Source organism: Akkermansia biwaensis, from assembly GCF_026072915.1.
GTDB lineage: Bacteria > Verrucomicrobiota > Verrucomicrobiia > Verrucomicrobiales > Akkermansiaceae > Akkermansia > Akkermansia biwaensis.
In genome coordinates, this window is the sequence record NZ_AP025943.1 from 1888411 (window position 1) to 1912531 (window position 24121).

Annotated in this window: 28 protein-coding genes and 1 pseudogene; 11 read left to right on the top strand and 18 right to left on the bottom strand. The window is 49.5% G+C overall.

Annotated features, from left to right (window positions below; all coding sequences use genetic code 11):
• The first annotated feature begins 199 nt into the window (after positions 1–199).
• The 3 genes from OQH67_RS07700 to OQH67_RS07710 all read left to right on the top strand — a co-directional run bounded on the left by OQH67_RS07700 (position 200) and on the right by OQH67_RS07710 (position 2563).
• A complete protein-coding gene (locus tag OQH67_RS07700; protein ID WP_265145409.1) occupies positions 200–490 on the top strand; it encodes a helix-turn-helix domain-containing protein in 291 nt (96 codons plus the stop codon).
• Positions 483–1751 carry a type II toxin-antitoxin system HipA family toxin gene (locus OQH67_RS07705; protein WP_215435233.1) on the top strand — a complete coding sequence of 423 codons (1269 nt, stop codon included), beginning with the start codon at positions 483–485 and terminating at the stop codon, positions 1749–1751. The genes OQH67_RS07700 and OQH67_RS07705 overlap by 8 nt, the downstream gene beginning before the upstream one ends.
• Positions 1752–1885: 134 nt before the next feature.
• The gene (locus tag OQH67_RS07710) at positions 1886–2563 is read left to right on the top strand and encodes an HNH endonuclease (RefSeq protein ID WP_215435234.1); all 678 of its coding nucleotides are present in this window, start codon (positions 1886–1888) and stop codon (positions 2561–2563) included.
• A gap of 191 nt (positions 2564–2754) precedes the next feature.
• On the opposite strand, the gene OQH67_RS07715 is transcribed toward OQH67_RS07710, so the two are convergent.
• The 5 genes from OQH67_RS07715 to OQH67_RS07735 are packed head-to-tail and all read right to left on the bottom strand — an operon-like array spanning position 2755 to position 4748.
• Positions 2755–2886: a hypothetical protein gene (locus OQH67_RS07715; protein WP_257226982.1), complete on the bottom strand. Its 132-nt coding sequence runs from the start codon at positions 2884–2886 to the stop codon at positions 2755–2757.
• Entirely contained in the window at positions 2873–3355 is a 483-nt protein-coding gene (locus OQH67_RS07720; protein WP_215435235.1) for a hypothetical protein, read from the bottom strand. The genes OQH67_RS07715 and OQH67_RS07720 overlap by 14 nt, the downstream gene beginning before the upstream one ends.
• A gap of 28 nt (positions 3356–3383) precedes the next feature.
• Positions 3384–3536 (bottom strand): hypothetical protein, encoded by a 153-nt coding sequence (locus OQH67_RS07725; protein WP_215458930.1) that lies wholly within the window; start codon positions 3534–3536, stop codon positions 3384–3386.
• A gap of 15 nt (positions 3537–3551) precedes the next feature.
• Positions 3552–3851, bottom strand: a complete 300-nt coding sequence (locus OQH67_RS07730) for a hypothetical protein (protein WP_215435237.1) — start codon at positions 3849–3851, stop codon at positions 3552–3554.
• 45 nt (positions 3852–3896) lie between these two features.
• Positions 3897–4748, bottom strand: a complete 852-nt coding sequence (locus tag OQH67_RS07735; RefSeq protein WP_215435238.1) for a DUF932 domain-containing protein — start codon at positions 4746–4748, stop codon at positions 3897–3899.
• A gap of 220 nt (positions 4749–4968) precedes the next feature.
• On the opposite strand from OQH67_RS07735, the gene OQH67_RS07740 reads away from it, so the two are divergent.
• The 6 genes from OQH67_RS07740 to OQH67_RS07765 all read left to right on the top strand — a co-directional run bounded on the left by OQH67_RS07740 (position 4969) and on the right by OQH67_RS07765 (position 11774).
• Positions 4969–5607, top strand: coding sequence for a type IV toxin-antitoxin system AbiEi family antitoxin domain-containing protein (locus OQH67_RS07740; protein ID WP_215435239.1), 639 nt, complete (start codon positions 4969–4971; stop codon positions 5605–5607).
• Between the two features lie 96 nt (positions 5608–5703).
• Positions 5704–6693 carry a DNA cytosine methyltransferase gene (locus tag OQH67_RS07745; protein WP_215435240.1) on the top strand — a complete coding sequence of 330 codons (990 nt, stop codon included), beginning with the start codon at positions 5704–5706 and terminating at the stop codon, positions 6691–6693.
• 1 nt (position 6694) lies between these two features.
• Positions 6695–9079 carry an ATP-binding protein gene (locus OQH67_RS07750; protein WP_215435241.1) on the top strand — a complete coding sequence of 795 codons (2385 nt, stop codon included), beginning with the start codon at positions 6695–6697 and terminating at the stop codon, positions 9077–9079.
• A complete protein-coding gene (locus OQH67_RS07755; protein WP_215435242.1) occupies positions 9076–10734 on the top strand; it encodes a DEAD/DEAH box helicase family protein in 1659 nt (552 codons plus the stop codon). Before OQH67_RS07750 ends, OQH67_RS07755 begins: the two co-directional genes overlap by 4 nt.
• Before the next feature lies 1 nt (position 10735).
• Positions 10736–11317: a hypothetical protein gene (locus OQH67_RS07760; RefSeq protein WP_215435243.1), complete on the top strand. Its 582-nt coding sequence runs from the start codon at positions 10736–10738 to the stop codon at positions 11315–11317.
• A gap of 22 nt (positions 11318–11339) precedes the next feature.
• Positions 11340–11774: a very short patch repair endonuclease gene (locus OQH67_RS07765; protein ID WP_215435244.1), complete on the top strand. Its 435-nt coding sequence runs from the start codon at positions 11340–11342 to the stop codon at positions 11772–11774.
• 103 nt (positions 11775–11877) lie between these two features.
• On the opposite strand, the gene OQH67_RS07770 is transcribed toward OQH67_RS07765, so the two are convergent.
• From OQH67_RS07770 to OQH67_RS07820, 11 genes are all read right to left on the bottom strand, one after another.
• Positions 11878–12747 (bottom strand): RecB family exonuclease, encoded by an 870-nt coding sequence (locus tag OQH67_RS07770; RefSeq protein ID WP_215435245.1) that lies wholly within the window; start codon positions 12745–12747, stop codon positions 11878–11880.
• Positions 12748–12749: 2 nt separating this feature from the next.
• A complete protein-coding gene (locus OQH67_RS07775; RefSeq protein ID WP_215435246.1) occupies positions 12750–13064 on the bottom strand; it encodes a hypothetical protein in 315 nt (104 codons plus the stop codon).
• A gap of 618 nt (positions 13065–13682) precedes the next feature.
• Positions 13683–14051 (bottom strand): hypothetical protein, encoded by a 369-nt coding sequence (locus OQH67_RS07780; protein WP_215435247.1) that lies wholly within the window; start codon positions 14049–14051, stop codon positions 13683–13685.
• Between the two features lie 103 nt (positions 14052–14154).
• Positions 14155–14451, bottom strand: coding sequence for a hypothetical protein (locus OQH67_RS07785; RefSeq protein WP_215435248.1), 297 nt, complete (start codon positions 14449–14451; stop codon positions 14155–14157).
• 22 nt (positions 14452–14473) lie between these two features.
• Positions 14474–15211, bottom strand: a complete 738-nt coding sequence (locus OQH67_RS07790; protein WP_215435249.1) for a GYF domain-containing protein — start codon at positions 15209–15211, stop codon at positions 14474–14476.
• Positions 15212–15341: 130 nt separating this feature from the next.
• Positions 15342–15950, bottom strand: a complete 609-nt coding sequence (locus tag OQH67_RS07795) for a DUF4339 domain-containing protein (protein ID WP_215435250.1) — start codon at positions 15948–15950, stop codon at positions 15342–15344.
• Positions 15951–15964: 14 nt separating this feature from the next.
• Positions 15965–16756 (bottom strand): GYF domain-containing protein, encoded by a 792-nt coding sequence (locus OQH67_RS07800; protein ID WP_215435251.1) that lies wholly within the window; start codon positions 16754–16756, stop codon positions 15965–15967.
• Positions 16757–16800: 44 nt separating this feature from the next.
• On the bottom strand, positions 16801–17574 hold the full coding sequence (locus OQH67_RS07805) for a hypothetical protein (protein WP_215435252.1): 774 nt from the start codon (positions 17572–17574) through the stop codon (positions 16801–16803).
• Between the two features lie 19 nt (positions 17575–17593).
• Positions 17594–18706 carry an ankyrin repeat domain-containing protein gene (locus OQH67_RS07810; protein ID WP_161981351.1) on the bottom strand — a complete coding sequence of 371 codons (1113 nt, stop codon included), beginning with the start codon at positions 18704–18706 and terminating at the stop codon, positions 17594–17596.
• 69 nt (positions 18707–18775) lie between these two features.
• Complete coding sequence (locus tag OQH67_RS07815; protein ID WP_215435253.1) at positions 18776–19228, bottom strand: hypothetical protein; 453 nt, start codon at positions 19226–19228, stop codon at positions 18776–18778.
• A gap of 4 nt (positions 19229–19232) precedes the next feature.
• Positions 19233–19763: a hypothetical protein gene (locus tag OQH67_RS07820; protein WP_215435254.1), complete on the bottom strand. Its 531-nt coding sequence runs from the start codon at positions 19761–19763 to the stop codon at positions 19233–19235.
• A 139-nt stretch (positions 19764–19902) separates the two neighbouring features.
• On the opposite strand from OQH67_RS07820, the gene OQH67_RS07825 reads away from it, so the two are divergent.
• Together OQH67_RS07825 and OQH67_RS07830 are read left to right on the top strand one after the other, a co-directional pair.
• On the top strand, positions 19903–20259 hold the full coding sequence (locus tag OQH67_RS07825) for a hypothetical protein (protein ID WP_046437621.1): 357 nt from the start codon (positions 19903–19905) through the stop codon (positions 20257–20259).
• Positions 20260–20263: 4 nt separating this feature from the next.
• On the top strand, positions 20264–21850 hold the full coding sequence (locus OQH67_RS07830; RefSeq protein ID WP_215711681.1) for a serine/threonine protein kinase: 1587 nt from the start codon (positions 20264–20266) through the stop codon (positions 21848–21850).
• 133 nt (positions 21851–21983) lie between these two features.
• On the opposite strand, the pseudogene rhuM reads toward OQH67_RS07830, so the two are convergent.
• Together rhuM and OQH67_RS07840 are read right to left on the bottom strand one after the other, a co-directional pair.
• Positions 21984–23035 (bottom strand): annotated as a pseudogene (gene rhuM / locus OQH67_RS07835) (RhuM family protein).
• A 321-nt stretch (positions 23036–23356) separates the two neighbouring features.
• Entirely contained in the window at positions 23357–24115 is a 759-nt protein-coding gene (locus OQH67_RS07840; protein WP_215459030.1) for a vWA domain-containing protein, read from the bottom strand.
• Positions 24116–24121 lie beyond the last annotated feature (6 nt).

Below are 24121 nucleotides of genomic sequence, written 5' to 3' on the forward strand. Positions count from 1 at the left end.
GTGACCCGAGTAGTGCGCTGTATCATAACGCTACGCGTATGATACAGCGCACTACTCGGTAAGGGGAGAAAAATTATTTTGGATTGGAATGAACCCTATATTTCTCATAATGACTCATATATAATACATACTTCTTGATTTTGCTTACTATATGATACATATTTCTCTCGTGAAAACCACATCCCCATTGCCGGGCCCGGTGAAAGCGGCACTCAAGAAATTGGGGGCGGACATCAGCGATGCCCGTAAGAGGCGGCGTATCCCTACGACACTGATGGCTGAACGGGCATTCATTTCTCGTTCAACACTGGGGCGTGTCGAAAAGGGCGACCCCGGCGTATCCCTGGGCAACTATGCCGCCGTCCTGTTCGTCCTGGGGCTGACCGATCAGCTCAAAAATCTTGTCGATGCCAACAATGATCCCGTAGGCCGAGCTCTTGAAGAAGAGCGCCTGCCCAAACGCATCCACCGTCCCAAATCCCATGAATGATATTCCCATCGACGTCTTCATTGACCTGCCTCCCTCTCCGGAGCCAGTACAAGCAGGCAGGTTGTGGTCGCACTTTCGCAAGGGCCGGGAATCAGCCTCTTTCGAGTACAACAGGGAATGGCTCGCAAATCCGTACAGATTTGCGCTGGAACCACTCCTTCCTCTGGCAGACGGTACCTTTCATACCACTCCCGGTCAAAGCGTATTCGGAGCGATTGGCGACTCCACGCCTGACAGGTGGGGGCGCATTCTGATGCGGCGGGCTGAATTGGCTCGGGCACGAGCAGCCAATGAAAGCCCCCGTACACTCTCCGAACTGGACTACCTGCTCAGGGTGAATGACGAGGCAAGGCAGGGAGCGCTGCGCTTTTCACAGGATGGGGGACAATCGTTCTGCGCCCCTCCGGGTGCGACGCCAATTCCGCCTCTGGTCAACCTGTCCCGTCTGCTGCATGCCGCTGATCATTTCTGCCGGGACGATGAAAATGCCGAAGACCTGCGGTTGCTCCTCGCTCCCGGTTCTTCCCTCGGTGGAGCTCGTCCGAAGGCATCGGTAAAAGATAAGAAGGGGAACCTCTGCATTGCCAAGTTTCCCCGGCACGATGATGAATACAACGTCGTTGCATGGGAAGCCGTCGCCCTGACTCTCGCCTCCAAAGCCGGGCTCCAAGTCCCGCGCTTCGAACTGGAAAAAATAACCGACAAGGATGTTCTGATCGTCTGGCGTTTTGATCGCACCCGGGAACAGCGACGAATCTCCTACCTGTCGGCCATGAGCATGTTGGGAGCCAGGGATAACGAGCAACACAGTTATCTTGAAATCGTGGATGCCATACGCCAGTACGGCGCTGCGCCCAGGCAAGACTTGCGCCAATTATGGCAGCGGATCGCCTTCAGCATCATGATTTCCAACACGGATGACCATCTTCGGAATCACGGATTCCTTCAGACCGGGGGAACAGGGTGGTCTCTATCGCCACTGTTTGACGTAAACCCGACTCCTGAAGATATACGCCCTCGTTACCTCAATACGGCTATCGACTGGGAAGATACATCCGCATCTCTGGATGTCCTTCTCAGCATCGCTCCCGAATGCGGGATCAAGACCTCTGAAACGAATGATCTGTTGAAGCCGATCGCCCGGGCTGTCAGTCAGTGGCGGCAGGCGGCAGAATCATTCGGCATCAGCAAACAGGAACAGGAGCGCATGGCATCTGCCTTTGAGCACAAAGATGGGTATATGGCAGCAGTCTTGACATAAGAGAGGGATTGAACTCAAGCTTGTTTGCCCAATCCTCGGAACGTTCAACCCTGTGATGATCATTTAGAATCCAGGAGTCCCCGGAGATGGCCAAGGCCGATTGACTAGGATATATATTGTAAACAATAGTAATCATGAATAACGACTGGACGGATGAAGAGTTAAGGGCAGCAGTAGACGTTTATGTTGAGATGCTTCAAAAACACCACTCCAATAAGCCTTTTACAAAAAAGCATTATTATGAAGAGCTTCATCGTAAATATGGACGCACGGAGAAATCTTTTGAGTATAGGATGCAGAATATATCCTATGTCCTGTCATTAATGGGTCGAAACTGGTTGCCAGGATTAAAGCCAGCTAAAAATATTGGAGCCAAGAATGCGGCGAAAATTGAAAAGATGCTTGCTGAAGCGGAAGGAGTATCCTTTATTCCCGTTGCGAATTTTGAAACTGCTGTGCGTGAAGAATTGGACAAACCATTACTTCATGAACCAATAGGGAATGTAACTCCAAAAATCATACAAACTAAGATCTCGGCTTACCAACGTGACGCGAAGGTAAAAGCATGGGTATTGAAAGTAGCTAACGGAATTTGTGAAGGATGTGGAAACGTCGCCCCTTTTTATGGCACGGATGGTATCCCATACCTAGAAGTTCATCATATTAGACAGCTTGCTGATGGTGGTTCCGACACGATAACGAATGCAGTTGCGTTATGTCCAAACTGCCATCGAGAAATGCACTACGGCATAGATAGAGATAGGTTGATTTCAAAACTTTATAGCAAAGTGCCTCGATTAATTCGGGAATAATCTCATGAACGATTTACCCATGCGGATCCTTTTCACGAATGCCTTTCCGATCTGTAAGATTGCTTCCGGGGCGCTACGGAAGTAGTTTACGAGGAGAGGCACCAAAGGGACTTTCCCTTTACCGGAACCTCCCTGCGACAGCTAAAAAACAGCTCGACTTCATGATGAAGAAGAGCTGCTGAATGTCGGCCTTATCCGTCCCTGGCTTCCAGCGTCCTGACGATCTCCTCTGCTCCACGCTTGTACACGGTTACGGCCAACAGCTCTCCGTCGCGGAAGACAGCCCAGAAGCGGGTGCCCTTGTACTTCTCAATCGTCAGCATCAGGCAACACCTCCTTTCCGGGATGATGGCGGGACTTGAGCAGATGTCTCAGTACGGCTCCGATATTGACTTCATACATGTCCCGTGTGTGCCTGTTGCAGGCTATGACATACAGGTACCGGGCATCAAGGATGTCGATGCCTTCACCACAGAGCCGGATGCAGCTTTCCAGTGTATCCAGTTCCGTCTTCGGAATCGGCGAATCCAGCAGGATGCTTTCGTCCTCGTTCAGAGACTTCTGCTGTTCTTCCGTCAGTTCCGGGAGATTCGCCAGAGCCGTCATGGACGGCCCGTGAATCGTCAGCTTGCTCAACCCCAGCGAAGGATCGTTCTGATGACTGCTGTAAAGCGACACCGCCTTCTCGATCCGGGCCAGTAGCTCCGCATCCAATTCCAGATACACGTACGGAGCGTCCGTATCGTATCCGCTCGTGGAACGCAGTTGCGCGATGATGGGCATCGTCTTCATGTCTCGTTCTCTTCCTTTCCTGTCGGAGTTACTTGCGGAAGAAGGCGATGGTGCCCAGGATCAACAGCACGGCGAGCAGGTACGGAGCTACGGCTACCAGAGCCGACAGGATTCCGACTACGACAGGCCCCAACAGACACAGCAGTACGAGCACTACCAGGGCGATGAGGAGGTCTTTCATGTTCATGACCGTACCTCATGCGGTAACCCTTGTCCGGGATGATCGACGAGCCGGAGCGGCAGAGGACACCCATTGCCTGAGCGCCTGCCGTCCGGCATAGGTAATCAGCCAGCAGTCGGGACGGAGCAGGAATTCCTCTTCCTTCGTACGGATGATGAATTCTCGCCCTGCCAGACCACGGACGGCATGCCTGACGCTCTCCTGCTCGATGCCATGGCATTCCGCCATGATCTCCTCGTCACTGCGTTCAAAGTCGCCGTGAAGGTACAGAAGAATGGACAGTTCCAGACCCGTCAGGGATGGAGTCCGCCCCATAGGCTTCACCCTCGGATGATGTTTTCTTCTCATAGTCCTCTCAGGTCAATTGTTCAGGGTGTAGCTTTCGGCCAGATCCCAGAGTTCCCGGTTCAAGCGTGTGTTGCCATCAATACCGTTGAGCGCCCGCAGGGAACGACGGCGGTAGACGACGTCCTTCTGTGGCTTCAAGGGAACTCCTCCCCGGATCAGGTTTTCCTGAACCCGGTTGAAGCACTGCCAGACAGTAGCCTGACCTCCCGCCGTAAATCCAATGTCGTTCCAGCGCCGGGGCGACAGAAGAGCTTCGGGACGTATCCTGTCTTCATAGTCGTTTCCCAGGCGCAGCCGGGCCGCTTCATGAACGAAGTCCACTTGTCGCTTATAAGGGAGTTCAACTCCCTGCATGAGACGAATGTCGTCCATGATCCGGGGCGTTTCTTCGGCTAGCCGGAGACTTGCGGCAATCACCTCTTCTCCGGTATGGCCCATGTGACGGATGTTGATGGCGGCAATGCGCGCCCCGACAATCAGACCGTTGGTACACACCAGCCGGAAGATCCCGGCCATGAGCTGGTAGGAGCAGCTGCCGTTGTGGCTGTTGATCATGACCACTTCGATGCGCTGGTCACGGTTGTGTTCCAGCACATCCCGGTGAGCGAAGCGAATCAGGTGCTTACGGGTAGGAGTACCGTCCGGTTTCCGGGTACATTGTTCCTGAGCTCCGACGACGAGGAACCCGGCTTCTTCCATCTGGTCGAGCAGGGAGTCGGAGGAAACGAAGCGGTATTTCTTCGAACGGCTGTCATCTTCGCGGTCGGCGAAGACGGAGGGTGCGACACGCCGGACCTGGTTTCTATCCAGCGGGCTGTTATCTCGGTTGCGATAGAGTTCGCGTGTGGATGTGTGAGTATTCATGTTCATTGATGGTTGGTTTGTTGCAACAACAAGCCCGCCTCCCGGAACAAGGCCGGGAGGCGGGCACAGGCAGGAGGCAGAGAAGCTGCTTCCTCATGAATATATGACGTGGAGGGATAGAGATTTTTCAAAGTGATCGGTTCAGCAGAAATTGATCCTTTATTTTATTTCATGTTGATTTACTGATCAATTTTCGCTAAATCTATCATACGCATTACGCATGTCTGCTCCGCTTATCAAACAATTTGGAACTGTTCCCATTCATACACATATCCTCAAGTCAGTTCTCGAGGACTACAAGGCTCCTATGGCCAGGATTGCAAGACTACAAAAAAAGGGACAGCTTCTTAATCTACGTAGAGATTTGTATATATGCCTTCCTGAAGAAGGTTCTCCCTCTCGGGAGTTGATCGCCAACCATCTACTTCACCCCTCTTATGTTTCATATGAAACTGTCTTGTCGGCGAAAGGAGTCATTCCTGAACGGGTACATACCACCAAGTCCGCATGTATGAAGAGAAACAAGGTATTTGAGAATGCTACTGGACGCTACGAATACCTTCATGTGTCTGATGCCTATTTCCCCATTGGCCTAATCAAGCAAACGACTAATGAGGGATATTGTTATACATCAGCTTCAACGGAAAAAGCGTTGTGCGATCTGATTATTTCTTTTCCAAACCTCCGTATCCAATCAGTAAAAGCTATGCGCTTCTATTTAGAAAATTATCTAAAGACAGATTGGAATATCATCTCAAATATGGACACCAGTATTATCCGTGCATGTGCTGAAACAACAAACAAGAAAAAAAATGAACTGAAGCTATTGGAAAAGGCTATTTGTTATGAACGTGGTTGATGAAATTTTAACCTCCTATAAGGTAATGCAACAGATTGCGTTTCGTGTCCTTTACAACAAGGAAGCAAATCAAAATAGGACCAGGAGTCATCAGTAATGTCTGAGAATAAACAGGAGCTGGCATATTCCGTGGTTTCGTACTTTTGCGGATGTGGTGGTCTCGATTTGGGCTTTCGCGGTGACTTCAGATACCATGATGAAGACTACAAGCGATTACCATTCGTAATCCGAGCGGCATACGATTATGAGCCGCTTTGTGTCGAGACTTATAACGGTTATTTCGGAGAAGGACATGCTTTCGTCAAAGATCTTTCCACGGTTGATGTGAATTCTGTTCCGAAAGCGGAGGTACTTATTGGTGGTTTTCCTTGTCAGGAGTTTTCTTCTTGTGGCCCTTTGGGAGGTCTACAGTCTGAGCGAGGGAGACTGTATCAGACGCTTATTACATATATGAATAAGCATAAGCCCATGGTTGTTGTGGGTGAAAACGTCATTAACCTTGAGCGTATGGAAAATGGAGAGGTATTGAAGACCATTAAGACCGATCTCACTAACGCTGGGTATAAAGTCGAGGTTTGGAAGATGTTCGCTCCTGACTATGGAGTTCCACAGCGTAGGGCGAGATTATTCTTTATCTGTGTAAGGAATGACATTCACGAAGTAAATGGATTTCCTGAAATTCCAAAGCCTAGATTTGAAGGGAAGCACAGGAGCATTGAGTGGGCTATAGGTGATTTGGTCAACGTAACAGATGAAAGTGTACCAAACCAGAGCCAATATTTCGGTGCTTCCCGCGCGAAAAAGGGCAATGGGCAAGGCGACGAGAGCAACAAAAAAGATTTGCCTGCCTATACAATTCGGGCAAATCCAAAGTCGAGAGTTCAGTTCCACTACTCGTTGGACCGAAGGCTGACCGTTCGTGAGTGTGCGAGGATTCAAACGTTCCCCGATAATTTTAAGTTTATTCATGCCAAGACAACAAGCATCTCTCAAATAGGGAATGCGGTACCACCAATGCTTGCGTATATAGTGGCAAAGACCATAGTGAATTATCTGAAAACTGTGAAAGAAGAAAGAAATGTGTAATATGAACACACTCGATATAACACCGACTCCGAGAATCTTGCGGACATTGGGTGAAATACCGTTTCAGACGTGGCAATGTGTCGCTGAACTGATTGACAACTCTATCGATGCGTTCCTTTCTGATAAAACCGCAATACCGGAAGAAGACGAGCGGAAGATTGTCGTGACGTGGGCTTCCGACTCAGTCGCTACGGATGACCGCGCTATCGAGGTCACAGACAACGCTTGCGGTATGTCGATAGAACAGCTACAAAATGCTGTTCGCGCGGGATATTCAAGCAACGATCCCGTTGGTAATTTGGGGCTTTTCGGTATGGGATTCAACATCTCGACCGCGCGCTTGGGTGAAGTCACAACCATTATGACTACAAGGAGAGGGGACTCCGATTGGGTCGGTATCAAGATTGACTTCCAAAAGTTAATCGATACCAGGCGTTTTGATGCTCCTATCATCCACATGGCGAAAAGTAACCCCGCTGAACATGGTACAAAGATAACCATCTCGCGACTTCGTCATGGCATACTTACTGAGTTGCCGAATAAAGAGAATGAAATTCGACAACGACTAGAGGCGATTTATGCATCACTTCTAAATAATCAGGAAATCGCTATATACGTCAAAGGCAGACAGTTGCGCCCGCGAAACCATTGCGTTTGGTCTGAGTCTCGCTATGTGCGCTACAGCGACCAGAATGTATCAGCCCGCATGATGATAGATCGAAATCTTGGCGACGCTCTCTTCGACTTGAGCCGGAACTGCTATTTGACTGCCGATGAAGCGGAACAATACTATGTTGACCAGCAAGAGGGACGTGACTTACCGGCCCATATCATAGAGCGAGGTAAGAGGTTAACTGGCTGGCTTGGAATTCAACGGTACGCCGACCCAAACGATTTCGGCATCGATTTCATACGGAATGGGCGAAAAATTCTCATATCCGATAAGTCACTGTTCCAATACGAAAACCCCATCACCGGTCAAAAAGAACTTCAGTATCCCTTGGAATTGGGTACTTCGGTAGGTGGTCGTATTGTTGGCGAGTTGCACGTTGACTACCTGTTGCCGACATACCAAAAAAACGACTTTGACCGTTCTGATAACTCTTGGGCTCAGACAGTAGAGGCGATTTGTGGTGTGGGTCCTTTCTTACCTAAATCAAGAAAGGCTTTGGGATTTTCCGAACAGAATCCCTCTCCTCTCTGTGTTTTAGTCAACGCCTTCCGTAGGGTTGACAAAGGCACAAAGTGTCTCTTTGCTCCTAACGATGTGGCGAAAAGATATGCCGCCGAGTTTAGAAAAGGGATACGCGACTACCTAGACGACATTTTGTGGTGGAAAGCCGCTCAAGAGGAAGACCAAAAGCAGAGCACCGGGGGTGCGAGGGCGACTACCTCAGTCAATACGGGAGAAACTCCGTCTGACGATATTAGCGCATACATTAGTGGGACGGTAATATCGCCGCCACAGGTAATCGTTCGTGGTAACCCAACAGACGACTCGCAACCGAGCTCGCTGCCGGTGACTACTCCCCAACCCGTTCCCTCGCCGGAAACGTCTAAGTTGGATGAGTTAATTCAAAGGGCTATTTCCGTAAGCCAGTTGAGTGGGCGTAACTATAAGTTTGGTAACACCGGCTCGTTAAATGTGAGGGTGTATGAGTTAAGCCGTGGCTCAATATTTTATCGCGGTGAGAAAAAGCCATGCTTCTTTCAGTCTGACGGCATAGACTGTGACTTTGTCTATGACCCGTCGCATCCGTTGCTCGCTCAGTACCCAATAACCGCGAAGATGCTCCTATTGCAATATCTGTCGGAGAAACTGAAAGCTCGTGATAGTCTGCCTGATTTGGTATCGGTATACGCCGAACTAGTGGAAACGACGATGCAAGAAGCCAAAATAGATCGTCAATCGCTTCAAGATAGAGCAAGTAGCGCGTTTGACCTTCTGAGAGAAAAGCTAGCGGTTGCTCTCAGAGACCGCGCTGCTGACGTGGTTAATTGTGTCCATGAATCGGCGGGAGAGGTCGAGGAAACTGTTACGAACCTAATTCAGTCAAACACTGCCTTGCTCACAGCTTTCCAGTCTGGAATAGAAGAAGGATATGATGCTATTGATTATGTACCGCCTAAGACGTTGTATAGACTGATTGAACGATTCCCAGAGGATGTGTTTGATGGAAAAGTGCTTCAAACTCCCTATATAACAATCAATTTGCAAGATGAAAAAGCGACCCTCCGTGCTCGAGATGAGTCCAAAGACCGTGCCCTATCATTTATCAAGGACGCTCTTAGGGTAATTTCCGGCTATAGCCAGCGTGTTCAAAAGAACGAACTCGCACGCGCGTCGTTGAGCGTGGACTTCTTGCTTAAGGAGCTGAACGCATGAATTTTTACACGGATGACATATCTAACGGGTATAACTGGAAAGGCCTTGAACGGGTAATTGCCCGATTAATGGAACATTTGGGTTGGAATGACACCACTGTTATCGGTGGAGCAGGCGACAAAGGGTGTGACATCCTCGCCACACGACCAGAAGGTCACCAGATTAGGTCTTGGGTTGTTCAGGCTAAGGCTGTTTCTGGCGACCGCTATATAGGACCTCAAGCTTTGAAAGAGGCTATTGACGCTTTGTCATTCTATGACGCTAACATTGCCGCTGTTGCCACTAACGGGGAGTTTACCAAAACCGCTCGTCAACGTCAGAAGCAGCTTGAGAAGAACGGATACACCCTAAAACTTTGGAATGGCGCGTTTATCCAAGCCCTTATAAACCAGATGCCCGTCGACCATGCTAGTCGGCGAGGATTGAGGCGGTACCAAGACAAGATTGTCCAAAAGGTACTTGCGGCATTTGAAAGAGGAGACAAGCGAGCGTTTTACATTGTCGCCACGGGACTTGGCAAAACGGTTATCGCCGCGACTATTGCCCGTGAACTTTGGGAAAAGGGATGTCGGCGCATTCTCGTACTGTGCCATGCCACTGACTTGGCTCTTCAGTTGGAACAGGGCTTTTGGTCACAAATAAAAAAGGAGGTGCCAACTTCGGTATTCTTCGATGGTTTGCCGCCACGCGACACGGAAGGTATCTCCTTTGGGCTTTATCAAAGCCTGTATGGTTATCTTCCGGGAATTGAGCCAGACCAGTTTGATGTCGTGATAGTTGACGAAGCGCATCACGCACTCGCGCACGGTTTCAGAACTTGCCTGGAACATCTAAAACCAAAGTTCTTGATCGGCATGACAGCTACTCCTTGGCGCGGTGACGGGCAAAGCCTTACAACTGTTTTCGGAGAGGCTTTGGAAAAGGTATCGCTTGTTGATGGTATGGCGATGGGTTATCTCTCCAAAGTGGATTACCGAATTTTGTGCGACAACGTAGACTGGGATAATATGGAGCGGATAAGTAAACAGAATCTCTCAATCCGCGATCTGAATAAACGTCTATTTCTGCCTCAACGTGACGAGGCCGTCATTTCGGAGATTAGGAAAGTTGTCAAGGATATTCCTAATCCAAAGATAGCTATATTCTCGCCTTCCATTGAACATAGTAATCGTTTCGCTGATATGCTTTCAGCGGCGGGAATTCCCTGTGCCGCTCTGTCGAGGATTGATAAAGCGGAACGGAGGCGGAGGCTTTTGGCGTTCGCAGCGGGAACTTATCAAGCGGTTAGCGCGGTAGATGTCATGAACGAGGGGATCGACATACCCGACGTCAATATCCTCTTATTCTTGCGGGCTACGCACTCACGTCGGATATTCGTTCAGCAGCTTGGGCGAGGGTTACGCTTGTCGGACGGCAAAGAGAAAGTCATCGTATTGGACTTTGTATCGGATATTCGTCGTATGGCCGATATCATTGAAATGAACAGAGAGGGAAAAGTCAAAGGAGCCGAAAATGAGGTCATTTACCTTCAGGAAGGATTTGTATCTTTCTCTGACGCGAGAATGGAGAGTTTCGTAAACATGTGGCTTGAAGATATAGCGGATTTGGGTGGCTCTGACGACGAGACTAATCTGAAATTTCCAGAGGGATTTTGATATGACACAAAAACTGCCAAACAAGAAGAGAAACCAAATCGAGACACTCATATACGCTAGAGCAGATGAGATGAACTACAGGACTTTAAGCCGTCCTGAGAGTTCTCTATTTTTGGACTCTCTTGTTGAGGATTCCGCTGTTGGTGGCGTGTTGCGGGAATACTACCCAAAGGAAAAAGTTCGCACATACATCAAAGATGGAATTCTCAATGCCTACATGAAACGGTTTACGAAATGCGCTCTCAATGGGGTGTCTCCGACTGACACCATTCAGCGAATATACGGAGTACCATCGTTTGTTATTCAACAATGCACAGGAAAAGACTCACGGGTATCGGTTTCTCGCTCTGATGACGGTCGTATTTTTGTCATCAGTGGTGGAACCGTTCTAAAATGGGAAACTGCGCTGAGGAAAGCTCTAGAACTAATAGCGAGAGAAGCAGGACTATCAGTAGATGGGAAAACGCCTGAAATATGCCTTCATCTTGTTGCCACGAATAACAGTCTCACTGTGGCAGATAAGAAACATATTAAAACCGCGCTCGGAGCCGTTGGAGTAGCGGCGGTATTCTGTAACGATTGACTTTGTGGCTTAGGAGATGCATATGTCTAGGACTTTAGAAATGACCCATAAGATTATGTCTGCGGTGAAGTCCAAAAATACGAGACCAGAACTCGCGCTTCGCCACGCTCTTTGGGCACGCGGTTTGCGTTATCGAGTAAACGTAAAATCTCTCAAAGGCAAACCGGATGTGGTTTTTACGAGGGCGAAAATTGTGGTTTTTTGTGACGGTGACTTCTGGCACGGACATAACTGGGCAATCCGAGGCTTATCGTCGTTAGAGGAAGAACTGGATAAATATACGCAGTTTTGGCGGGATAAAATTCTCGGTAATATCCAACGAGATAAGGAGCAGACCGTTCATTTGGAAAATGAGGGGTGGAACGTGATAAGAATTTGGGAGAGCGATATAAAAAAAGACGTCGCAAAGTGTGCGGATATTATTGAAGAGGCGTATCAAAAGGCCATATCAAAGTAAGAAATTCTCAATGAGAAAGAAACTGTTCCCAAGTACTGCCTCCATTCGAGAAGGCTAAAAAGAAGCCTACCGTATGGTTGGCTTCTGAATGGATCTCATTCCTTTACTGCCTGTACCATCCGGAGCATTCCTTCATGTACTGACACCACGAGCATTGCATCCCGGGCTGTGGATGGAAACGTTCGGTAGTGATGCCTTCGTAGGCAATCCTGTACAGGTCGGTGATGCGCTGCTTGCGCTGTTCGTTGGCTGGTGGGGTCTTGACGCGGATCACCTGGGGAGTCTTTGTCTTGACCAGGTAGATCAGATCCAGTGACGGAGGCGTGTCTCCCGTGGCTTCTTCGATCATCATCTGGTAGGTGACCAGCTGAAGTTCGTGATCGAAGGCGGCATGCCCGGCGTCCGGTTTGGCGGCAGCGGATTTGTAATCTACTGCCGTCAGGTCGTGCTGGACGAGGTCGATGACGCCTCGCACGGGAACCGGCAGGCCGGGGATGATAGCCGACAGTCCTACTTCCACTCCCAGGGGCATCTGTGAAACAACCTCGTTGGAGGCCATGTAGGCCTTGACCGTGTTCCAAGCGCAGGAACGGACTTTTTGTCTCGTTTCTTCGTCGGCGTAGTCCACAGGGCCTTCCGCCTTCTCCAGCTCCAGAAAGTGGGCGGAGAAGGCTTCTTCCATGGCCGTCTCACTGCTGTCCTCTCCCCGCCACCGGGCGATGTTGAAGGACTGGAGTGTGGCGTGGATGGCCTTGCCGACATGTAGAGCGACCGTCGTCGGCTTCCGTATTTGTGCCACTTTCTCGAAGAAGAAACGAAGGGAACACGACAGGTACGATTTGGCCGAGGAGGGAGACAGGTAGTCCGGGCGTATGGCAGAAGTAGGAGAAGCTTCCGAAGGAAACTTCTTCACCAATGCGATAGCTGGGGGCAGGGAGGATGAACGTATGGGACAGGTTACGGGAGCGATCATGGTCAGTACGGGTTGGAGTTGCCGGCATAGGTCGTAGCGGGACGGCGGGTGTAGTTGTTCCTGCCTGATGCCGAGCGTTTGGATGTCGCACCGGAGCGGTTCATCAGCTCGTCGATCAGCCCGGAAGCTTCCATGCGGTTGAGCATGGCAACGACCTTGTTGAATCTACGGGTAGCCAGTTCGTTCAGGGCAGTGCCATCCAGCCCGACTTTCCCGGCCAGTTCCAGGATGAGCGACTGTTGCTTTTCCGAGCACTTCCATGCGGGAACGGTTGCAACAGAGGTCTCGGGAGCTCCTGCAGGTGGCGTTTGTCTCACAGATGATGCAGGTGTCGTCTGCGAGCAGGAAGCCCCGGGAACTGGCCTTTGTGTAGCCTGTGTGCCGTAATGTTCGTCTGGGACGAATCCGACTTGCTGGATTTGAGCATCGACGGCAGCCTGAAGGGAGCCGTAGAGGCGTTCGGTTTCTGAAGCCAGTTCGGATGTGTGGGGGATTTCGGTTTCGATGGAGACTTCGAACTGGTGGGAAGAATACCCTGGCAGTCCGAGGCGTTTGCTGTAGTTGGCGATGAGCTTGATAGCCATGATGGTTGTTCTTTCGTTGTTGATGGGTGGATACGGTAAAGCCGCCATGCCCGGTATGGGAACATGGCGGCTTTTGTGAATAATGACAGGCAGGTAAGTTCCTGTGTCTGGTATATATGACGGTGAGGGAGGTGTTATTTCAGAAAAGAAGAATCTTCACATCCCGTTGCCCCGGGAAAGTGGACATGAACTTGTCGTACCCGGCTCCATAAATCGTGGAGGCGCTTTTTTCCCTCTGTGCTGATAGCTGTAAACGTTCGTAATACATTGATACGCACATTATCGTGTCTGACAGCTAAAAAAGCAATACCTTGCCGTTCCGTGCCAGGAACGGCAAGGTATTGCTTTAGGTTATTCGGATAGAAGAGGGAAGCAAAACTTAAATGCTTTCCTCTCACTCTCCCATTGGGCTGCAGTGAATACATCCGGGCTTATTTCCAGGAACTCGAACGGTATGTCCAGTTTCTCTCCATTAGCCCCTAGCATATAACCTTCCTTTCTGTTGATACCAAGCTTCACGTCATTTTCTGCATCAAACTTGGAATAATCCTCTATTACTTTATAACCTGATAGTTCTCGCTCAAGGTTGCAGAGATAGTCATAAGCTACTATTCGGAATGACATATGCCATACGAAGGAAAGTGCAAGCACTACTCCCAATACCCACACAGTGATTTTCGCACTCCGGGGCCAAGGTTGTTTGGTTGATTTGTCTTTCATGATGTTTTCCTTTCGTTGAGTTGTTCAGAAAACACTCAATTATTGTAGCCTACTATACAGCAGTGTGTTGTGTATCTATACCATGTGATCTTGATGCTTCCCATCAAGAGATCTCAAACTCCTGATAAATAGGATCATTTTTTTCAATATCTTCAAGATCAGGCATAATGATAGGAACATCCTCCTCCGTTGGCACTAAGGCGGGAGTCTCCATGGGAATGTCTTCAATATCAGATGGGTCTTGCTCCTCTGTATGTATTACATCCGGGATATAGACAACAGGAGGATCAGGAATGAGGATATATGCAAGCGGCAACACAATAGCTAACAGTACCACCAGCACCCACACCGTCACCTTGGCGCTCCGAGGCCACGGTTGTTTAATTGATTTGTCTTTCATGATAAGAATCCCTTTCTTTTCATTACCACTTCATCGGGGCTGGTATGGTTTCATTGTGCTTTCTATGATAAGCGACCGGGTTTGCCAGCCACCATATGCCTTGAATGAGAGCAAGGATGAATTCGGAAATCCATAAAATCCCAAGCGCCGGATTAGGATTAATGAATGCAGCAACAATGATCACAATATATATGATCCCCCATCCCCAGCTTCCATTGTAGAATTTATGAGCTCCAACGGGCCACAGAAAAATAGCCAGCAAACCTGCAATGATACTGCTTTTATGTCGCCCATGAGCATGGACGGACCGAACGGGTGCAGCCTGTGTTTCTCCTCCTTTCGCTCTGGAATGCTTCCGGAACGATCCAAAGCCTTTGAATATAAGAATAGCACCTATTAATATCAGAAAGCGCCAGAATCTCACTTGAGGCCATAAATTGATGCAGATCACAAAAACCACAATTAAACCGGCTCCTATTGCCATATGTAACCATGCATCCTGAAGGAAGGGAGAGGTTTTCCTTTCCTGGCCATTGTTCAGTGCAACGGGCAATGGTGGTAGTGTTGCAGTTGTTGGTGGAGACGGTGGAGCTACATACCAGGAGAACGCATCTTCACAAGCTTTCCATGTTGCCCAACTGGGAGTCCATACCAGGGAATTCGGCGGAAGCTTTCTATCCTGATATAGCTTCTTCAGTTCTTCTTCCGAGAACGGTCCTTCCTGAGTACCATTGGGGCGTGTTATATGATAATCGTTCATGATTTTGTCAGAGTTTATCAGTCGCTTCCCTGATAAGAACCGTCATTGAAACATACTGAATTTCAGATTGTATGCATATACTTATGCACTTTCGCATTATGAGAGAAGCATGCGATATTACTTTATCGTACTATTGTCTTTTTGCATTGAAGACTCCGTATTGCTGTTCCATCCCAATAGAGATTCCATGCAAGGATGGATTTACCAAATAGGTTCCATTTATTTCTTCCCCGGTAATAACTCCTTCCCATTGGATACCTGTCATGGTGTCGTTATCGCCGGGAGAGGTGAATGTAATAGAATTCCCATTGGTCATGCCACTTATTTCACCACTACCTCCCAATTCATTACCTTTAATCGAAATATAACCGGTAATTATATTATCATTTTGTTGTATACTTATTTCTATTGGAGCACTGCCCCCATATGTTGTATTTATACATACTCCTTCCCATATACCCGAAACTACACCCCCAGTATTGGACTGCTCCATAAGATTTTCATTAATAACGGCTATGTAATCAGCTGGTATTGGTGGTGGTGCTATCGATATTGGCAAGGGAGGAGGTACTGCATACCAGGAGAACGTATCTTGACAAATTTTCCATGTATCCCAGCCGGGAGTCCATACCAGAGAGTCTTGCGGAAGCTTCCTGTTCCGGTAGAGTTCTTTTAATTCTTCCTCCGAGAACGGTCCTTCCTGCGTACCATCGGGGCGTGTTATATGATAATCGTTCATGATTTTGTCAGAGTTTACCAGCCGCTTCCCTGATAAGTGCCGTCATTGAAACGTCCCGAATTCCGGGATCGTGGTACTTCACCAGCTCCGCCACATTGCGGGCAAGGCATGCGGTATTGATTTGATTCCGTTCGATTCCAGAGAGCCCTTCCGCTGCCCGGCGTTACAACTCCGCTTCCTCCGCATTTTTTGCAGATCTCCATGGCATTGTTTTCGTAAAAGTTATTGGCCGCACGAATCATTTGTTGCAACTGATAGTCCGAATTGTCGCCCCCACCCATACTGTTCTGTATCCACGCATTTGATTCATACTGGGGAACAGCGGGCTTCTTCGCACCAACCGAAAGGATGATGATCACCAGCATCAGTCCAATAACACAGACAGTATAATGGTTTATTCCGTACGTTTGCCCTTTTACCTGTAATGCCCGCAATCCCCATCGATGGATCTGATTCAGAATTTCATGGTTCTGCATCCAATCTGACAAGGACCTGTATTCCTTTGCCGTCGATGCCTTCATTTCATCTGGAGAAAAGGATTTCTCATGTTGTTCCGCATGAGCAGACGATGTGTTCGAATGGGATGCCGTACCTTCTGAACCGGGATGTGGAGGAAGAGGCGGCAGCTTGGCGCTGGAAATAAACCATTCAAAGGCGTCTTCACAGGGACGCCATTGATCCCATCCTTCTGTCCAGACGTAAGACCCGGGGGGAAGAGTCCGCTGATGATAGAACCCTTTTAGCTCGTCTTCGGAAAAAGGTCCTTCCTGTGTGCTGCCCGGTCGAGCAAGGTAATAGGAAATCATAAGCATCAAAGTGTAGATTCATGAACTGAACGAGAGAAAGCGCATCAGAAGAATAATGGCAACAGTCCTCCCAGAATGAGTATTGAAACAAGCATGAGGCCCAGGATGGCAAAGGAACGTTTCCATGAGCATTGGAAATTCCGGGCGACTACAAGGATGACCAGGATTTCAACGAAGAGAAAGAGCCATGACTGATTCACCCAGTTGCCAAGCATATCGAAGATGGCCAGACCAACGCACCACGGGATCAATGTTTTCCGGTTTATTGTAGCATCCTTGGGAGAAAGCAGCACAATATACCCGTACAACAATAGACCGGAGATGATGCTGATGAGGAATGGAAACGCCTCCCCAGGAGAAGAACCTTCCACGGTTTTCATGAATGCGTAGTATTCATCCAGTTCTCTCTGTGCTCTCGTATCCCCGACATTAGCTTTCTGCTGTAAATGACCTATCGACCATTCATTGTTGCTCTGAGCCCTAGCAAGCTGCTGGCGCAACGCATTAGCCTGGGCCGTATCTCCTTTTCCCTCAGCTTCAGCAATAGCATTTTCCATCCGTAGGACTCCTATAGCACATTCCTTGGCTGTAGTGGCTCCTCCCATGTACTGCTGGTAAAGCTGCTGTCCATATCTCTGATTAGCCTGCGCAATACCTTTCTCCATATCTTCAGCCAAACCAGACTTTTTCGGAGGAGAACCGGGCTCATCTTGAGAAAACGCCTCAGGAGTATAAAAAAGGAAGCAAAACCCCATCAGCAGAGCAGTAAGAATGCTCCTTTTTATCCCAAGTCTTTGTCTTTGGCGTACTGTATTCATTGTTATGTTTGTATTTGTGTTAATTGCCTCCCGGCAGGATTTTGCCTGCATGATAAGATGTGAAAAGAGTTAGAGCCAAAATACTGAAAAGAGTAACGTAAGAACGTCCCCAAGACCATTTAAAGTCGCAAGCAGTCCGAATTTCGACCAGAATTCCAAGGCTTATCATTAAGAATGAATACCACACTCCCCAAGGGAAATTGAGTGATCTGTCAAGGATTCCCCAGAACCTGAATTCATGGATAAAATACGGTATCCAGCCACCAAATGTTAAATTGCAGCACATGTCAGCTACTGCTATCCCGGCACTCCATAGAATAAGTCTTTTGTATCCACCATTTTTCCCGACAGCTGAAAACACGGCAATAACTACAAACATTACCACTCCCAGAATTATGCTGTACAAAAGGCTTATCCATAGCCAGTCTCCTCTGGCGCCTGCTCTTTTCAATATCTTCACGATATTATCGTGATCTTTATCCAAAGCCAATTTGAGGGCAGTCTTGCCAAATTCATTTTGTGCTTCTAGATGAGCTCCCGCATCAATCAGTATTCGGACTACTTGTTCATGGTCGTTGGCCGAAGCTATCATCAGGGGAGTTGTTTCTTCGAATCCTTTGACATTAATGTCGGCTCCTGCATGAATAAGCATCTTTACAATTTCAGCATGACCTTTGGCCGAAGCTGCCAGAAGAGAAGTGATTTCATGTCCGCTACTTGTTGCGTTAACATCTGCCCCTGCCAGAATCAACATCTGAACGATGGTATCATATCCCCATGTGGCGGCCAGCATGAGAGCTGTTGTACCTTTTGCATCTTTCGCATGAACATCTGCCCCGGCATCAATCAGTATCCTGGCAATTCTATCATGTCCTCCCATCGAAGCCCATATAAGGAATGTTCTGCCTCCCTGGTCTCTGGCGTTAATATCAGCGCCTTCCTGTATCAGTCTTAGAACCTCTTTGTCCTGGCCTTTCGATACAGCAAGATACATGAACCTGGACAATTCATCGATCGTGTAGTGAGGGCCCAAAGTGTCTCCCCATCCTTCATTAACTCTTATATCCCCGCCTCCGCTGTATATCTGTGAGGAAGCATTGTAGGTACTGCAGAGACACAACAAGGCTGCCATCAGAATAATGACCCGGGGAAGCCGAATTTTTCGTCTGTGGACTCCTGTTCCCATTATCCTTTATCGCGTTTATATCTCTACACCCAAAATCACTGCTGCCAGAATTCCCCCGACAAGAGAAATTCCCATACTGATGCCTAATACCCCGAATGATTTACCCAGTGTGAAATTCAGAACTTTATGAGCAACCAGGACAATGGCCGCCAATTCCAGCAAAGCAAGAAAACCGGAGTCTATCACGGCAAGGATGAGATCGACCACGGCGAATACAATGGCAATCGTCTTGAAGTCCTTGATTGCAGCCGGTTCTTTATGCTCGGACAACCAGTAGAGCGCCAGGAAGATCGAATAACCAAACAATCCGGAGCAAATCAACGTAAACAGAATCTCCCTGCCTGGTTCAGTTTTGCTAAGCTCCCGAGCGCTCTTCCCGACAAGGATGGCGCAGGAGGACAATAGGGAGGTGGTCACAATGGCCAGTCCAGTCGCTAACCCGATTTTATATATTTCATTTCTCTTCATGTGATCACATGTCGTTGGTTATTGATTGCAGAACATGTCTTTTGACCCGCTTCCAGTTGCGGCAGGCCAACGTTCGAATACCGGAATCCGACTGGCTGATCAGGATGCCATGCGCTGCCCGTTCACGTTCCAGAACGGTGCGGCGTTCCTTCTCGGTGAGAGTACCGGGATGAACGACCTCGACGATCACAGGCGTCATCTTCCCGTCGGGGAAACAAACCATGCACCGGTGTTCTACCGTTTCCATCCCGTCCGGCCAGGTAATGACTCCGGCGCTTTGCACCTCCTTCAGGGAATGCCATTGAAACCCTTCCGATGAATCATTCCCATGGCAATCCGGATGACGGCAGTCCGCGCAGCGGTACCCCAGCGGCTCTCCGCATAAATCGTCCACCAGAACCTTGTGTCCGACAGCCAGCCCTCCCTGACGATCGGCCTCCAGACTCTGGACGACATAACGGTGCATGGCCCGTTCGACGAGCATCAGTTGATGGCCTCCGCACTGGGGACAGGTGAACTGGATGATACTTTTCATTGCCGGCATCTCGTTTACATTGCCTGTATATCTCCTTTTTACGATTTTAGTCAACCTGAAAATCTCATTTTAATCTCAAAAATAGGGATGCTATATAACCGTATTGCCATTCCTGAGCGATAGTGCTACATTCCGAAACATGGCGGGAGTGAATCAGGATGAGCTGAAAATGAATGTCAAGCTGTGGCTCAAGGCCAACGGTTTCGACTACGCATGGCTCGCCGAACGATGTTTCGTTACGGAAGCGACCGTCCGCAACTGGATGGCGAAAAAGCCCATTCCCGCCGCCAAGGAACACATCATCCGGGAACTCATCAAGCAGCTCCCGCTGACTCTCCCGAGCCGGGTGCAGGTGGAAGAGGAGACGCTGATTACCCTGAAGCTCGACCCGGATACCCGCAAGGTTCTTGAGAAAAAAGCCTTCTCCCAGGGCAAGACCCTGAAGGAGTTCCTGGCCGACGAAGTGCCGAGGCTCGGCAATCCCCCGCTTGCCTGATTGTATGGACGCCTCCGGATTCGCATTGCCTCCGGGATCTCTGCTGGGCAATTACAAGTTGCTCAAGGCGCTGGCCCAGGGAGGCTTCGGCATCACCTACATCGCCTGGGACAGCCAGCTCAGGCGCAACATTGTTCTCAAGGAATGTTTCCCCCTGGGGTTGTGCAGCCGGGATTCGGATACGGGAGAGATCATCCCGTTGCCTCATACGTCCCGGCAGGCTTACCGGACGGCTATGGATTCACTCCGCAAGGAAGCGCAAACGCTGGCTTCCCTGAACCATGAACGCATCGTCCGGGTCTACGACGTCTTCGAGTCCCATGGCAGCATCTTCTATGTGATGCCGTGGCTGGAAGGCGGTTCGCTACGGGAACGCATGGACGAAGCCGCTTCCGGGAAGAGCACTATAACCCCGGAGCAAGCCGCCGAGTGGCTTTTGCTCCTGCTGGGTGGCCTGGACTATCTGCATGGCAAGGGCATTTACCACCGCGACATCAAACCCGGCAACATCCTCTTTGACGAACGGGGGCTGCCGGTGCTGATCGACTTCGGGGCGGCGCTCAACAAGCCGGAAGTGACCTGTACGATTACTCAGGGAGAGTTCTCGTATGCCTATGCCTCCCCGGAACAAATCACCGGGAAAGGAGCAATCGGCCCATGGACGGATTTCTATGCGTTGGCCGCGACCTGGTACGAGTTGATCTCGGGAATTTCCGTCGAACCGGCCGACAGGAGGCTGATGCGGGATGATGTCGCCCCGCTCTCGGGCATGGCTCTTTCCCAGCCATGGCCCCGGGAACTGCTGGCATCCATTGACCGGAACCTGCGGCTCAGGCCTGAAGAGCGTTGCCAGACAGCCGGACAGTGGAAGGAATGGCTGCAACAGGGGAAACCCGGAGGATTACGGGAAACGGGAGCTTCCGGAAAATCCGTTTCCTACGCAGTCACTGTTGCCGTCATCATTCTTGTACTTGCCGGCGTATGGCTATGGCAACAATCGTCCCAGACTGACGTCCCTTCTTCTGCATCCCATCCGTCCGAACAATGGGCAGCCAGGACATCTCAGGAATTCAAGGACGCCCTGTACAGAAAAATCCGTGCCTACTACAAACTGGATGACTACCTTGGCAAGGCGAAGGAATACGAACGAAAAGTCGAGACAGTGCAACGCCAGTGCCTCAAGGAGATGGATGAATTGAAACAGGAGATGGAAAAGGAGATTCTGTCCCTTGCGACCTACAATGACGCCATGGATTACCTCGACATCATCGGGAAGAGACATGATGCATTGATGAAAAAATGGGGGGCAACCTGTGATGAACTGAATAAGGGGTATCTCAACGAAGTCATCTTGCCCCTGTCAAATATCACTGATAATGTCATTGCCACCTATCCGGCTGAAACCAGGGAGGAAGAACTATTGCTTCCTGCCATGGAAGACAGGATTCAGAAAGAATGCAATGATGCGCTAGTGGCAGAATTTTTCTGGAAATTGAATGATGTTATCAGTAAGGACTCCACGGATCAAATGAGCTTCCTGATGAACATGGCCCAGAAACGGGCACAGGAATTACCTGTTTCTCAAGAATGACGATACGTCAACAACCCATTGTCAATAATGGGTGTCAGAAAATCAAAAAGTGCGGGGGAACAGAATACTGCTGCTTTCTTCAAAGAAAATACATCACCATATACCGAAGCGTTTAACGGCCTGAGACTGAAAATTACTTGCGGCTCTTCCTGTTCTCCAGCTTTTTGATATCTCGCTCCAGTTCTTTCACATAGTCCTGTTCCGCCTGGTGTTCAGCCTCCAGCCTGCGGCGCTCCTCATAAAGCCGGTATTGCCCCCGGACATGCGCCTGGGCCTGCTTCTTTGACCGCTGCCCCTTGCCTTTCAGTACACGCCTTCCCATGAGACGAAGCAGTTCGTTAAGCTCGTCTTCCCATTCATGCAGGAATATCTCACGGCGTTTTTTTGCCTGATCCTCGACAAAGTCCAGGCACAGGGAGGTCAAACGATTGAAATCGCTGATTTCTTCCTCCTTTGCGACCGTAACATCGCTGACATGGATTCGGTCTCCGGCCCAGCTGGTCAACCCCATGTTGGGCGCTGATGCGTCTGCCCGCATCATCATCAATTCCGCAGCACTGTGTCCGGTAATGGCATAGTGCAGTTTGTTCTGAATTGAGCTGAAAAACTCCGTCGTTTCCTTTCCGGACGGCACATAGTCAGCCGCCATGGCAAAAACATCCTTGATGCGCAGGTACATGCCCGTTCGCTGGCACGAATGTCCCGAATACGCTCGAGCAATTCATCAAAGTGGGCCGTCAACGGTGTCGTTCCGGGAATCGGCGGGTTCTTCAAACGTTCGTCATCAATGGCAACCCCCTTGATCATGTATTCCTTCAGGCGCTGGGTCGCCCATATGCGAAATTGAGTGCCCCGTATGCTATTCACCCGGTAACCGACGGAAATGATCATGTCTAGGTTGTAGAAGATGACAGAACGTTTCACCTGTCGTTCTCCTTCCAATCGAACTGTAAAGAATTTCTTTACAGTTCCATCCTCTTGAAGCTCACCTTCTTGCAGGATATTCGCAATATGTTGTCCGATGTTCTGTTTACTTGTCTGAAACAGTTCGGCCATCATCTGCTGGGTCATCCACAAGGTCTCATCATGAATGCGAAGATCCAGACGGATGTTGCCATCCGGAGAAGTATACAATAACAGCTCTCCGGGAACCGGGGTTTCGTCTTCTGTCGGCAGATGGGTCATACCTTGTCTTCTTTTCGATCAATCCATATGGCAACCCGAATAACGGCAGTCATTCTGGAATAATGAGCCCAATGAAGCATAGCAAAACCGGCATGCATGCAAAGCTCACATCGTCCGACGACTTTCATCAAAAGGTATCGCTCCCATAGGAACATTTCTTGAAATAACAATTCTCGCTATTTCAAGAAAACACATAAACTTGAAATAGTGGGAGCAACCTCATTCATGTTATGGACTATCTAAAAGAAAGCCCCTGTAACAAGGAGCTTTCCGATAGTTGCGGCGTTACACCCGCCACACATCCTCCGGGGGTGGAGTCAGCTATACCCCGTCACCCGGCATGGACATGCTGACCATGCGGGCGCTACGGCTCAGCCATGCGAACAGTTCCGGGAACATCTGATCGTTGATCTGCATGGGAGGGCGCCCCGGGCTGATGCAGGAAAGCTCCGACAGATCGGCACGACCGATACCGAAGACGAACACACTGAGCTTGCGGTCAGCCGTCAGTACCTTCAATCGTCCCTCCAGCTCCCGGTGCCGGGCGCTGGTCGGAACCCCGTCCGTCATCACGACGAGCCAGGGCTGGTAGTATTCCACTCCGTGTTTCCGATAGGTACGTTTACGGCTGTCGAGTTCTGCTAGAGCCAATTCGACGGCTTTACCCAAGAGCGTTTCATTCTCCTGTGACGTGGAGATCTTCAGACCTGCGTCAGATTCCCGGATCGGACCGAACTCCTTTACTGTTGCTACCGTCTGGGCGAAAGTCATCACTGCTACATCAACGGCCAGTTTTGCCAGAGGATCAGCCAGAATGTCGCTGATGAACCTTTGAAGGCCGGCATTAAGTTCATCCATCCGGGTGATGAGATTGTCTCCCGTGACGATATTCCAGTTGATTCCGTCAGCGTACTCCTGACGGAGGACTTGTTGATGGTCGCCCCGGACGATTCCGTTCATACTGCTGCTGGCATCCAGCAGGAAGAGAACGGGAAGCCGGGCGTTGGTGTTGTTGCCGAACGCGCGCATAGCGGCGAGCTGTTCCTGTTTGGTTGAGTGTGTTGTTGATGTGGACATCATGATTCG